Source organism: Streptomyces sp. NPDC107765 (genome assembly GCF_055657085.1).
In genome coordinates this window covers 416032-428129 of record NZ_JBVKBL010000005.1, presented here as the reverse complement: position 1 = coordinate 428129, position 12098 = coordinate 416032, and the positions used below count along the sequence as shown (strand labels likewise).

Here is a 12098-nt window from a genome sequence, read left to right as displayed (position 1 = left end):
GCGTTCGGAGCCATCCCACCATGCCGTTCACCGCGCGGCCGCCTTGCGGAGAACCTCGGCGAGCTTGCGCGCGGTGACCGCGTTGCAGTTACCGAGGGCAACGAGCGGGACGGCGTAACTGCCCGCGAAGCCAGGCAGATCGACACCGAGCGACGGCAGCGTGATCCCGTTGTCCTTGAGCGCGGTACGCAGCTCCTCGGCGCTGGCGTGCACGTCTTCCGGGGTGGAGTGGTGGATGGGCATAGAGCTTGCGCCTTCCTGTACGCATTGCGACGAACCGCTCACACAGTGACGTCACGCGGCGTAGCGTGAAAGGGGGTTGGGCTCCCGGTCCCGATGTAGGGAATTCGCGGCGTTGAGCTGTGGAAATGCGGGGAACCGCCGGGGCCCGTCCGGAAAGACTGGGAATCAGCTATCCGTACGGCGGTGAACGTGGCGCGACGCAAGGACATTGACGGCTCGACAGGAGTCCCCACCTTCTACGGCAAAGAATTGCGCTACCAGCGGGAGCTGGCCGGGCTCACGCTCCAGCAACTGGTCGAGGGCAGCTTCTTCGGGCAGAGCCACCTCAGCGAGATCGAACGCGGCGAACGACGCATGCCGCCCGAGCTGGCCGAGCACGTGGACAGGGTGCTCAAGACGGACGGCTTCTTCAAGCGGCGCTGCGAGGACGTGCGGAACGCGAAGAGGAAGGGCCATGTCGGCTGGTTCGAGGATGCGCTGGAGGCCGAGAAACGCGCGGAAACCATCGAGGAGTGGTCCCCCACCCTTATCCCTGGTCTGTTGCAGACAACGGCGTACGCCACGGCGGTGGTACGGGCAACGCTTCCGCTGGCGACCGACGAGGAGGTGAAGGAGAAGGTCACCGCCCGCGCTGCGCGGACTCACCTGTTCGAGGACGACCACAAGACCCCCGAGTACTGGGTGATCATGCCCGAGTACGTGCTGCGCTGCCCGATCCTCCCTCTGGACGAGATGGCCGATCAGGTCGAACACATCGCGGCGCTGACACAGAGGCACCGGATCGTTCCACAGATCCTTCCCTGGAATTGCGGACCACACCCCCTCATGCTGGTTGGCTTGCTGCAGATCACGACCTTCTCTGATGCTCCGCCGCTGGCCTACGTGGAATCCGAGTACAGCGCTCACACCCTCGACGATCCGGCTCTCGTGAAGAAGTACCGCAAGGCATACGATCGGCTCCGGGCTGCCGCACTACCGCCGAAGGCGTCCCTGTCCATGATCGAGACGGCCGCAGAGGGATACCGAAATGGCAAGCAACCAGATTGACTTGAGTACCGCCGTCTGGCGCAAGAGCAGCTACACCAGCGGTGAGGGCGGGAACTGCGTCGAGGTGGTCGACGGCCTCCCCGGCGTCGTCCCCGTCCGTGACTCCAAGGATCCGGGCGGTCCGGCGATAATCTTCCCCGCCGCCGCCTGGTCGTCCTTCGTCTGTGCCGTCAAGGATGCGGCGCTGCCGGGAAGTTGAGACACCGGGGCGAGGGCGGCTGCGGGAATATCGCCCGCCCCCGCCTCGTTGTGGCCCCGCAGGGGGGCCTCGCGTCCCCTACGGGATCCGTTCGAACGCCCCCTACGGGACCTCCACGGGCACACCCCTAGAGGACCGTAGCCCCCGCCGCCGGCGCGTCCGCCACCCGTACCGCCCGGCACGTTCCCGACGCCAGCAGTGCCGCCGCCACAGCCTGAGCCGACTCCGCGTCCTTGACCAGGAACGCCGTGGTCGGGCCGGAGCCGGAGACCAGGGAGGCCAGGGCGCCGGCCGTGGTGCCGGCGGTCAGGGTGGCGGCCAGGGACGGGCGCAGGGAGAGCGCCGCGGGCTGGAGGTCGTTGGTCAGGGCGGCGGCGAGGGCGGTGGGGTCGCCGGTCGCGAGGGCGGCGAGCAGTTCGGGGGACGCCTCGGGCGCGGGTACGTCCGTCCCCTCCGTCAGGCGGTCGAACTCGCCGTAGACGGCCGGGGTGGACAGGCCGCCGTCGGCGACCGCGAAGACCCAGTGGAAGGTGCCGCCGACGGGGAGGGGGGTCAGCAGCTCGCCGCGGCCGCGGCCGAGTGCCGCGCCGCCGACCAGGCTGAAGGGTACGTCGCTGCCCAACTCGGCGCAGATGTCGAGGAGTTCGGAGCGGGAGGCGCCGGTGGACCAGAGGGTGTCGCAGGCCAGCAGGGCGCCGGCGGCGTCGGCGCTGCCGCCGGCCATGCCGCCGGCGACCGGGATGTCCTTGGTGATGTGGAGGTGGACGTCGGGGCTGCGGCCGTAGCGGGCGGCGAGGAGTTCGGCGGCGCGGGCCGCCAGGTTCGTCCGGTCCAGCGGGATCCGGTCGACGTCGTGGCCCTCGGCGGTGATCCGCAGGGTGTCCGCGGGGGTGGCGGTGACCTCGTCGTACAGGCCGACCGCGAGGAAGACGTTCGCGAGGTCGTGGAAGCCGTCGGGGCGGGCGGCGCCGACCGCCAGCTGGACGTTGACCTTCGCCGGGACCCGTACCGTCACCGTCGCCGTAGCCGTCACTTTCCCGCCTCCCGGTTCTCCTCGGTCTCCCGCTTCCCCGCGATCTGCCGGTTCTCCGCGATCCGTGCGAATTCCTCGACCGTCAGTGCCTCGCCGCGGGCCTGCGGCGAGATGCCGGCGGCGACCAGCGCGGCCTCGGCGGCGGCGGCCGAGCCGGCCCAGCCGGACAGTGCGGCCCGGAGCGTCTTGCGGCGCTGGGCGAACGCGGCGTCGACGACGGCGAAGACCTCCTCGCGGGCGGCCGTGGTGTCCACCGGCCGCTCGCGGCGGACCAGGGAGACCAGGCCGGAGTCGACGTTGGGCGCGGGCCAGAAGACATTGCGGCCGATGGCGCCGGCCCGCTTGACCTCGGCGTACCAGTTGGCCTTGACCGACGGCACGCCGTAGACCTTGTTGCCGGGGCGGGCGGCGAGCCGGTCGGCGACCTCGGACTGGACCATGACCAGGGTGCGGTCGATGGACGGGAACGTGGCGAGCATGTGGAGGAGCACCGGCACCGCGACGTTGTAGGGCAGGTTGGCGACCAGGGCGGTGGGCGCGGGGCCGGGGAGTTCGGTGACGTGCATCGCGTCGCTGTGGACCAGCGCGAAGCGGTCGGCGCGCCCGGGCAGCCGGGCGGCGACGGTGGCCGGCAGCGCGGCCGCCAGGACGTCGTCGATCTCGACGGCGGTGACCCGGTCGGCGGCGTCCAGCAGGGCCAGGGTCAGGGACCCGAGCCCGGGGCCGATCTCGACGACGACGTCGTCGGGCCGGACATCGGCGGTCCGCACGATGCGGCGGACGGTGTTGGCGTCGATGACGAAGTTCTGGCCGCGCTGCTTGGTGGGGCGTACGCCCAGCGTCGCGGCCAGTTCGCGGATGTCGGCGGGACCCAGAAGCGGGCCGGACTCGTCGGTCGTACTCTTGCTCACCCGTGAAGCTTACGGCCGCACACCGGCCACGGGCTCGCCCCCCGGGTGATGTAGAGCTTCTTGGCGCGGTAGGTCTGTTCCTCGGCGGGGGCGTCCTGGGGGCGGCCGCGGCCGCCGAGGCGGTGCCAGGTGGCGACGTCGAACTGGTAGAGACCGCCGTAGGTACCGGAGGAGTCGACGGCGTCGGGCCGGCCGCCGGCCTCGCACCGGGCCAGTGCGCCCCAGGCGAGGTGGTCGGCGCCGCGTACCGAGTGCGGCAGTTCCTTGGTGCCGAGGTGCACGATCTGCGGGCGGGGCGGCCGGACGAGCTCGGTGTGCAGCCGCTTCGGTTTTTGTTTGACGCCGTTGACGGTGCGCAGCCGGTAGGTGACCCGCCGGACGCCGGGCCGGCCCTGCTGGACGACGACCTCGGTGCCGCGGGCCAGCTGCGGGTCGGTCCGTTTGACCGTGCGGAACGGGACGGGCTCCTCGCGGACCTCCTTGCCGCCGGTGATCCGCAGCACCGAGACGGTCTGGCCCTCGCGCGGGAAGCTGTCCGGCGGTACGGAGGTGGTGTCCTGGTCGCGCAGGGCCAGTCCGGCGTCCGCGAGGGCCTCGCGGACGGTGGCGGCGTTGGTGCGGACGCGGTGTTCACGGCCGTCGGCGACGAAGACGACGGTGCGTTCGGTGCGGACGGCCAGTTCCATGCCGTGCCGTTCGATGCGGCGGGAGCGGGAGGTGGAGAGGTAGGCGCCCTCGGCGCGCACCCCGAGTTGGTGGAGGGCGCCGGCGACGGTGTGGGCGGTGGTCCACACCTGGTGGCGCTGCCCGTCGATGGTGAGCACGACCGGCCGGCCGTGCCGGACCACGATCTCGTCGCCGCTGTGCAGGTCGGTGCCAGGGGCGGGGGCGACGATGTCGTGGTCGCCGATGCCGAGCTCTTCGTCGGCGAGCAGGTCCTCGACGTCGTCGGCGAAGGTGTGCAGGGTGCGGGGGGTGCCGTCGACGCTGAGCCGGACGGCTTTGTCGTGGGCGATGAAGGCGGTGGTGCCGCCGGCGAGGAAGGCGACGACCGCGGCCCGGGGCAGCAGCCGCCGCAGGGTTTCGGGGCGTTCGGCACGGCGTCTGCGACGGCCGCGCGCGGCGCGGTGGCTGCTGCTCTGCGGAAGACTCACGGCGCGCTCCACATGCACGGATGCGGTTGACGGGCGGAGGCTAGCCGAGCCGCGGTCACTCTCCAAAGTCGGATCGGTACGGTAAGTGGTCACTTCGGGGGATGCCCGGCTCGCCGTGGTGACGGCGGTGGGCGCGGTGGTCAGTACCCGAAGGCGCGTGCCGTATTGGCCGCGACGGCCGTCGCCAGGGTGTCCTCGGTCATCCCCTTGACGTCGGCCATCGCGCGCAGGGTGACCGGAATGAGGTAGGGGGCGTTGGCCCGTCCGCGGTACGGGGCGGGGGTCAGGAAGGGGGCGTCGGTCTCGACCAGGACGAGTTCCGGCGGGGCGACGGCTAGGGCGTCGCGCAGCGGCTGGGCGTTCTTGAAGGTGACGTTGCCGGCGAAGGACATGAAGTAGCCGGCCGCGGCGCAGGTCTTGGCCATTTCGGCGTCGCCGGAGTAGCAGTGGAAGACGGTCCGCTCGGGTGCGCCCTCCTCGCGCAGGATCCGCAGCACGTCCTCGTGGGCCTCGCGGTCGTGGATGACCAGGGCCTTGCCGTGCCGCTTGGCGATCTCGATGTGGGCGCGGAACGACCGCTCCTGGGCGGCCATGCCGTCGGGCCCGGTGCGGAAGTAGTCGAGGCCGGTCTCGCCGACGCCGCGGACCTGGGGCAGGGCGGCGAGCCGGTCGATCTCGGCGAGGGCCTCGTCCAGCGCGGCGTCGCCGCCCGGCTCGCGCGCGCCCTGCCGCGACCAGCCGTCGGGGTCCCCGAGGACGATGCGCGGGGCCTCGTTGGGGTGCAGGGCGACGGTGGCGTGCACGCTCTCGTACGCGGCGGCCGTGTCGGCGGCCCACTGTGAGCCCTTGAGGTCGCAGCCGACCTGGACGACGGTGGTCACGCCGACGGAGGCGGCCTTGGTGAGGGCCTCCTCGACTGTTCCCTCCTGCATGTCCAGGTGGGTGTGGGAGTCCGCGACCGCCACCCGAAGGGGTTCGGGCAGCGGCGGCGGGGTGTTCTTGTCCTGCGGTGCCATGGCCGCGATCCTACGAGGGCCGCGGCCGGCGCTCACCTGCGGTGGTGCTGGAAGGGGTGCAGCAGGTCGGAGAGGTGCCAGTGGTGCTTGGCGTCCTCCGGGGGCTCCTCGGCGGTGCTGCCGGTGCGCTCCGCGGCGGGGGTCCCCTTCTTCTCGTTCCTGTCGTTCTTCTCGCCCTTGGGGGTCTTCTCGCTGCCGTGCTGGCGCTGGTGCATGTTCGCGATCGCGTGGGAGACCATCGAGACCTGTCCGGAGCGCATGATGCGGACGACGTTGCTGCCGCAGCTCAGGCAGGTGGGGCAGGTCAGCGGGGACGGTACCCGCTCGCCGTCCGTGTAGTAGACGACCCGCTCCCGGCCCTTGCCGTCGAGCTGATGGACTATGTCGTACGCCTGCTCCCAGCCGTATCCGCACTTCATGCAGGCGAAGGAGTACGCCTCGTGGGCGGCGGGCTCGGGCTGGGGGATGGGGTGGACGCCGGTGGCGTTCGCCGCGGTGGTCTTAGCGATCTCGCTCATGTGCGCTCCTCTTGTCCGCTGGACAAGGTCTTCGGGAACGGTTCGTCCCTCCCCCAGTGGACGCCTTTCCGTGGCGCAATGCAGCAGCTCTCCGACGGTATTGGCCCAGATTTGGCCGACGGTAGGAAAATCACCCCAACGCCTCGGCCTGCGCTTTACCTTTCCGGCCAGTCATTTACCTTCTGATGAGTCGGTTTTCTCCGTGGCCTGCGCATTATTCTTCGGCGGCCGGTTTCCGGGTGGCGCGGAAAACCCCGGGACGCCCGCCCGGGACGGGCTGCTCAGCCCGCCTTCTCCGCGTTCTTCGCCGCGACCACCGCGTCGAAGACCTCCCGCTTGGGCAGCCCCGCCTCCGCCGCGACCGCCGCGATGGCCTCCTTGCGCCGCTCCCCCGCCTCCTCGCGGACCCGCACCCGGCGCACCAGCTCCTCGGGCGCCAGCTCCTGCGGACCGCTTTCCGGGGCGCCCTCGACGACGATCGTGATCTCGCCCCGTACGCCCTCGGCCGCCCAGGTCGCCAGCTCGCCCAGCGTCCCGCGCTTGACCTCCTCGTACGTCTTGGTCAGCTCGCGGCAGACCGCGGCCCGGCGGTCCGGGCCGAAGACCTCGGCCATCGCGGCGAGGGTGTCGTCGAGCCGGTGCGGCGCCTCGAAATACACCAGGGTGCGCCGCTCGTCGGCGACCTCGCGCAGCCGGGAGCGCCGTTCGCCGGCCTTGCGCGGCGGGAAACCCTCGAAGCAGAAGCGGTCCACCGGCAGACCGGAGACGGCCAGCGCGGTGAGCACCGCGCTCGGGCCCGGTACGGCGGTGACCTTGACGCCGCGCTCGACGGCCGCGGCCACCAGCCGGTAGCCCGGGTCGGAGACCGACGGCATCCCGGCATCGGTGACCAGCAGCACCCGGGCGCCCCCGGCCAGCGCGTCGGCGAGCTCGGGCGTGCGGGCCGCCTCGTTGCCCTCGAAGTACGACACGATCCGGCCGGTGGGCGTCACGTCCAGCGCCTGGGTCAGCCGGCGCAGCCGCCGGGTGTCCTCGGCGGCGATCACCTCGGCGGCGGCGAGTTCGGCGGCGAGCCGCGGCGGCGCGTCCGCGATGTCGCCGATGGGCGTCCCTGCAAGTACCAGCACTCCAGTCACCCGCCCATCCTCCCAGCACACCGCCGGCCCGCCGACCCGCCCCGGCCCGCACCGGCCCGCACCGGCCCGCCGGGCATCCGCCGGTGGCGCTCCCCACCGGTCCACAGGCCGCTTCCCTACGATGGGCCGGGTGACGAGTGACACCACCGCGACCGACGCCGCCGCGCACGCCGCTCCGGAGCCGGCCCGGCAGCCCCCCGTCTGGCAGCGGCGGCTGCGCCGATTCGGCTATCCGGCCGGGCCGCCGGCCGACGTCCGGACCCGGCTGGTGCCCGCGTACCCGCGGCCGGGCGGCCGGCTGTGGGCGGTGTTCGGCGCCGGACCGGACGCGGCGGCCCGGCTGGCCCGGTGGTCGGCCTGGGGCGGCCCGCTGCTGGTGGCGCTGTTCGCGGGGGTCCTGCGGTTCTGGAACCTCGGCAGCCCGCGGAAGGTGATATTCGACGAGACGTACTACCCCAAGGACGCCTGGTCGCTGCTCCAGTACGGCTACGAGGGCACCTGGGCCAAGAACGCCAATGACGCGCTGGTGGCCCATCCGCCGCAGATCCTGCTCTCGCCGGAGCACTCGTACGTGGTCCACCCCCCGGCGGGCAAGTGGCTGATCGCGGTCGGCGAGTGGGCGCTGGGGATGAACCCCTTCGGCTGGCGGTTCATGGTGGCGCTGCTCGGCACCCTGTCGGTGCTGCTGGTCTGCCGGATCGGGCGGCGGCTGATGCGGTCGACGGCGCTGGGCTGCCTGGCCGGGACGCTGCTGGCGGTGGACGGTCTGCACTTCGTGATGAGCCGTACCGCGCTGCTCGACCTGATCGTGATGTTCTGGGTGGTGGCCGCGTTCGGCTGCCTGCTGGTGGACCGGGACCGCACCCGCGCCCGGCTCGCGGCGGCGCTCCCCGTCAGCCCGGACAGCGTGGCCCGCCCGGACGCGGACGTCGGCGACCGGCTCCGCCTGGGGTGGCGGCCGTGGCGGATCGCGGCCGGTCTCTGCCTGGGTCTGGCCTCGGCCACCAAATGGAACGGTCTGTACTTCCTCGCGGCGTTCGCCCTGATGTCGTTCCTCTGGGACGTCGCGGCCCGCCGCACGGCCGGTGCCCGGCGCCCGTTCCGCTCGGCGCTGCGCCGGGACGTGCTGGCCGCCTTCGGCTCCACCGTCGTCGTCGCCCTGGCCACCTACCTCGCGTCCTGGACCGGCTGGATCGCCACCAAGGGCGGCTACTACCGCGACTGGGCCACCACCCCGGACGGCCGGGCGGCCGGCTGGACCTGGCTGCCGGACTGGCTGCGCAGCCTGTGGCACTACCAGACCGAGGTCTACGCCTTCCACACCGGACTGACCACGCCGCACACCTACCAGTCCAACCCCTGGAGCTGGCTGGTCCTGGGCCGCCCGGTGTCGTACTTCTACGAGGACCCCAAATTCGGCCAGGCCGGCTGCACCGCGGCCGAGGGCTGCGCCCGCGAGGTCCTGGCGCTGGGCACCCCGCTGCTGTGGTGGGCGTCCTGCTTCGCGCTGCTGTACGTCCTGTACCGCTGGCTGTTCAGGCGGGACTGGCGGGCCGGCGCGATCGCCTGCGGGGTCGCCGCCGGCTACCTCCCCTGGTTCCTGTACCAGGAACGCACGATCTTCCTCTTCTACGCCGTCGTCTTCGTGCCGTTCCTGTGCCTGGCGCTGGCCATGATGATCGGCGCGATCATCGGCCCGCCGGGGGCGACCGAGCGCCGCCGGACCATCGGCGCCGTAGGGGCCGGCGTCCTGGTCCTGCTCATCATCTGGAACTTCGTCTACTTCTATCCCCTCTATACCGGTCTGCCGATCCCGAAGAGCGCCTGGCACCACCGGATGTGGTTCGACAGCTGGGTGTGAGCGGCCGCCGGAGTTCGACAGTTCCGTCACAGAGTTACAACAGCGCGTCACCGGACCGTGCCCGGATCGAAACTCGGTGCCCTCCCCGTGTCCCTTAGAGTGCGAGGCACGTTCTTGTGTGCGTATTCAGGGACGACGCTCCTGGGAGGGAATCGGTGGCATGCGCCGTGAGGTGAAGTACGGGCTGATCGGCGGATCGGTGGCCCTGGTGGCGGGAGTCGTGGGCGGCTTCACGCTGTTCGGCGGATCGGACGACGCGACGCCGCAGGAGGTCCGCTCCGCGGACGCCGCGGCCGGTGACAACGCGCCCAAGGTGCCGACCGGCCCGCTCTCCGCCAAGGAGGTGCAGACGGCCGGCCAGCAGTTCCTGACCGCCTGGCAGTCCGGCGACGCCGCCAAGGCCGCGCAGCTGACCGACAGCCCGGACACCGCCCGGCCGGCGCTCGCGACCTTCGCCAAGCGGGCCGGGTTCTCCAAGGTGACGGTGACGCCCGGCACCCCCGCCGGCGACAAGATCCCGTACACCGTCGCCGCGCAGATCGACTACAAGGGCACCAAGGCGCCGTACTCGTACCGCGGCTCGGCGACCCTCCACCGGGACAAGGCCACCGGCAAGCCGGTGATCGCCTGGCAGCCGGCCGTGCTGTACCCGGGCCTGGCCAAGGGCGACCAGCTGCGGACCGGCGAGGCCGAGGCGCCGCCGATCAAGGCCGTGGACCGCCACGGGGTCGAGCTGACCCCCGAGGCGCACCCCACGCTGACCGGGATCCTGGCGAGCCTGCGCGACAAGTACGGCGCCAAGACCGGCGGCAAGCCCGGCGTGGAGCTGTACATCAAGCGCGCCAAGGCCGCCAAGCCGGCCGAGCAGCAGCCCGACAAGACCCTGAAGGTGCTCTCCAAGGGCACCCCCGGCACGTTGAAGACCACCCTGGACGCCAAGCTCCAGGCGGCGGCCGAGAAGGCGATCAGCGGCAAGAAGTCCGCCTCGGCGGCCGCGGTCAAGCCCAGCACCGGTGAGATCCTGGCGCTCGCCAACTCCCCGGCGAAGGGCTTCAACCTGGCTACCCAGGGGTCGCTGGCCCCCGGCTCGACGATGAAGATCATCACGTCGGCGTTGTTCCTGGACAAGGGCCTGACCTCGCCCGGCAAGAAGCACCCGTGCCCCAAGTACTTCACGGTCGGCGGCTGGAAGTTCCAGAACGACGGCAAGTCCGAGATCAAGAACGGCACCTTCGCGCAGAGCTTCGCCGCGTCCTGCAACAACGCCTTCATCTCGCTGGCGCCCAAGCTCAAGGACGACGACCTGACGAACGAGGCGCGGGACGTCTTCGGCATCGGCCTGAACTGGCAGACCGGCATCCCCACCTTCGACGGCGCGGTGCCGGTGCAGCACGACGCGCAGATGGCGGCCTCGCTGATCGGGCAGGGCGGCGTGCGGATGAACCCGCTCAATGTCGCCACGTTCGCCGCCACGGTCCACGCCGGCTCCTTCCACCAGCCGTACATCGTCGCGCCGTCGCTGGACAACCGGACCTTCGCCAAGGCCGCCCGCGCCCTGAAGCCGTCCACCCAGTCCGGCCTGAAGTCGCTGATGAAGCTGACCGCGACCTCCGGTACGGCCGCCGAGGCGATGTCCGGGGTCGGCGGTGACATCGGCGCCAAGACCGGTTCCGCCGAGGTCGACAACCAGAAGAAGCCGAACGCCTGGTTCACCGCGTACCGCGACGACCTGGCCGCGGCGGCCGTCGTCCCGGCCAGCGGCCACGGCGGCTCCAACGCGGGCCCGGTGGTCCGCTCGATCCTCACCGCCGGCTGAGCCGACAGGGGCGCCCCCGCGGGCGCCCCTCCCAGCCACCGGAACCCGGTCGCATGGCCCGTACAGCTTTCGCTAGCGTGCGGGCCATGCCGCTTTCCCCATCCGACGCCCCTTCCCCCTCCCCCGCCCCCGTCCACGGCCAGGTCGTGGACCTGCGCGAGCGTTCCTCGTGACGCCGCTGGTCGTCGCGGCCGTCCTCGCGGCCGCCGTGACGCACGCCAGCTGGAACGCGATCGCCCACGGCATACGCGACCAGCTCCTCGCCTTCACCCTGGTCGGCGGCGGTGGCGCGCTCTGCGGCGCGGTCCTGGCCTTCGCCACCCCGCTGCCGGCCGCCGGCGCCTGGCCGTACCTCCTGGGCTCCGCCGTCCTGCACATCGTCTACCAGGCCCTGCTCATGCGGTCGTTCAAGCTGGGCGACTTCGGGCAGATGTACCCCATCGCCCGCGGCAGCGCCCCGCTCGTCGTCACCGTCCTGGCGGCCGTCTTCGTCCACGAGACCCCCGGCCCCTGGGCCCTCGCGGGCGTCGCCCTCGCCTCCACGGGGCTGGTCGGCGTGGCCCTCTGGGGCGTCCGCGCCGCCGGCACCCGGCCGCACTGGCCGGCCATCATCGCGGCCCTCGCCACCGGCCTGTCCATCGCCTCCTACACCACCGTCGACGGCCTCGGCGTCCGCGCCTCCGGTACGCCGCTGGGCTACATCGCCTGGCTGATGATCCTCGAAGGGCTCGTGATCCCGCTCTGGGCCCTCGCCGTCCACCGGCGCCAACTCCTCACCGCCCTCCGCCCGTTCGCGGTCCGCGGCCTGACCGGCGGGATCCTCTCCGTCCTCGCCTACGGCCTGGTCCTGTGGGCCCAGACACGCGCCCCCCTCGCCCCCATCGCCGCCCTCCGCGAGTCCTCCATCATCGTCGGCGCGGCGATCGGCGCCCTGTTCTTCAAGGAACGGTTCGGCACCCCACGGATTGCTGCCGCGGGGCTGATGGTGGTGGGCATCGGCCTGATGTTGTACGCGGGCTGAGCCGCTTGGGCCGCCTCCCACGTTTTCGGCTTTCCCGCCGTGGTGGTTGCTGTTCTTCCGCCTTCGGCGGGCGTGGGGAAAAAGGACTGGGGCTCTGCCGCGCCTTTGGCGCGGCAGAGCCCCAGTCCCATGCCCTCCCCGGG

General features: G+C 72.0%; 12 protein-coding genes. 5 read left to right on the top strand and 7 right to left on the bottom strand.

What is annotated here, in order from left to right; translation table 11 throughout:
• Positions 1-27: 27 nt before the first annotated feature.
• Complete coding sequence (locus ACZ7MX_RS15950; protein WP_030413432.1) at positions 28-243, bottom strand: hypothetical protein; 216 nt, start codon at positions 241-243, stop codon at positions 28-30.
• Between the two features lie 189 nt (positions 244-432).
• Between ACZ7MX_RS15950 and ACZ7MX_RS15945 the strand changes: the two genes are divergently transcribed.
• Both ACZ7MX_RS15945 and ACZ7MX_RS15940 read left to right on the top strand, forming a co-directional pair.
• Positions 433-1290, top strand: coding sequence for a helix-turn-helix domain-containing protein (locus ACZ7MX_RS15945; protein WP_472132400.1), 858 nt, complete (start codon positions 433-435; stop codon positions 1288-1290).
• Positions 1271-1489 (top strand): DUF397 domain-containing protein, encoded by a 219-nt coding sequence (locus tag ACZ7MX_RS15940; protein ID WP_472132398.1) that lies wholly within the window; start codon positions 1271-1273, stop codon positions 1487-1489. Before ACZ7MX_RS15945 ends, ACZ7MX_RS15940 begins: the two co-directional genes overlap by 20 nt.
• Before the next feature lie 127 nt (positions 1490-1616).
• Here ACZ7MX_RS15940 and ACZ7MX_RS15935 read toward each other — a convergent pair whose 3' ends face one another.
• The 6 genes from ACZ7MX_RS15935 to rsmI all read right to left on the bottom strand — a co-directional run bounded on the left by ACZ7MX_RS15935 (position 1617) and on the right by rsmI (position 7257).
• Entirely contained in the window at positions 1617-2522 is a 906-nt protein-coding gene (locus ACZ7MX_RS15935; protein WP_472132396.1) for a 4-(cytidine 5'-diphospho)-2-C-methyl-D-erythritol kinase, read from the bottom strand.
• A complete protein-coding gene (gene rsmA / locus ACZ7MX_RS15930; protein ID WP_472132394.1) occupies positions 2519-3433 on the bottom strand; it encodes a 16S rRNA (adenine(1518)-N(6)/adenine(1519)-N(6))-dimethyltransferase RsmA in 915 nt (304 codons plus the stop codon). The genes ACZ7MX_RS15935 and rsmA overlap by 4 nt, the downstream gene beginning before the upstream one ends.
• Positions 3430-4587, bottom strand: coding sequence for a ubiquitin-like domain-containing protein (locus tag ACZ7MX_RS15925; RefSeq protein ID WP_472132392.1), 1158 nt, complete (start codon positions 4585-4587; stop codon positions 3430-3432). The genes rsmA and ACZ7MX_RS15925 overlap by 4 nt, the downstream gene beginning before the upstream one ends.
• Before the next feature lie 140 nt (positions 4588-4727).
• Complete coding sequence (locus ACZ7MX_RS15920) at positions 4728-5603, bottom strand: TatD family hydrolase (protein ID WP_472132390.1); 876 nt, start codon at positions 5601-5603, stop codon at positions 4728-4730.
• A 32-nt stretch (positions 5604-5635) separates the two neighbouring features.
• Positions 5636-6121, bottom strand: a complete 486-nt coding sequence (locus ACZ7MX_RS15915) for a hypothetical protein (protein ID WP_472132388.1) — start codon at positions 6119-6121, stop codon at positions 5636-5638.
• Positions 6122-6402: 281 nt separating this feature from the next.
• Complete coding sequence (gene rsmI / locus ACZ7MX_RS15910; protein ID WP_472132386.1) at positions 6403-7257, bottom strand: 16S rRNA (cytidine(1402)-2'-O)-methyltransferase; 855 nt, start codon at positions 7255-7257, stop codon at positions 6403-6405.
• Between the two features lie 121 nt (positions 7258-7378).
• On the opposite strand from rsmI, the gene ACZ7MX_RS15905 reads away from it, so the two are divergent.
• The 3 genes from ACZ7MX_RS15905 to ACZ7MX_RS15895 all read left to right on the top strand — a co-directional run bounded on the left by ACZ7MX_RS15905 (position 7379) and on the right by ACZ7MX_RS15895 (position 11955).
• Positions 7379-9118, top strand: a complete 1740-nt coding sequence (locus tag ACZ7MX_RS15905) for a dolichyl-phosphate-mannose--protein mannosyltransferase (protein ID WP_472132384.1) — start codon at positions 7379-7381, stop codon at positions 9116-9118.
• Positions 9119-9278: 160 nt separating this feature from the next.
• Positions 9279-10934, top strand: coding sequence for a penicillin-binding transpeptidase domain-containing protein (locus ACZ7MX_RS15900; RefSeq protein WP_472132382.1), 1656 nt, complete (start codon positions 9279-9281; stop codon positions 10932-10934).
• 169 nt (positions 10935-11103) lie between these two features.
• Positions 11104-11955 carry an EamA family transporter gene (locus tag ACZ7MX_RS15895; protein WP_472132380.1) on the top strand — a complete coding sequence of 284 codons (852 nt, stop codon included), beginning with the start codon at positions 11104-11106 and terminating at the stop codon, positions 11953-11955.
• The last annotated feature ends 143 nt before the right edge of the window (positions 11956-12098 follow it).

Bases quoted from the DNA above. Each gene is read 5' to 3' on its own strand.
- ACZ7MX_RS15950 (WP_030413432.1), bottom strand. From the start codon at position 243: ATGCCCATCCACCACTCCACCCCGGAAGACGTGCACGCCAGCGCCGAG.
- ACZ7MX_RS15940 (WP_472132398.1), top strand. From the start codon at position 1,271: ATGGCAAGCAACCAGATTGACTTGAGTACCGCCGTCTGGCGCAAGAGC.
- ACZ7MX_RS15920 (WP_472132390.1), bottom strand. From the start codon at position 5,603: ATGGCACCGCAGGACAAGAACACCCCGCCGCCGCTGCCCGAACCCCTT.
- ACZ7MX_RS15915 (WP_472132388.1), bottom strand. From the start codon at position 6,121: ATGAGCGAGATCGCTAAGACCACCGCGGCGAACGCCACCGGCGTCCAC.
- ACZ7MX_RS15905 (WP_472132384.1), top strand. From the start codon at position 7,379: ATGGGCCGGGTGACGAGTGACACCACCGCGACCGACGCCGCCGCGCAC.
- ACZ7MX_RS15900 (WP_472132382.1), top strand. From the start codon at position 9,279: ATGCGCCGTGAGGTGAAGTACGGGCTGATCGGCGGATCGGTGGCCCTG.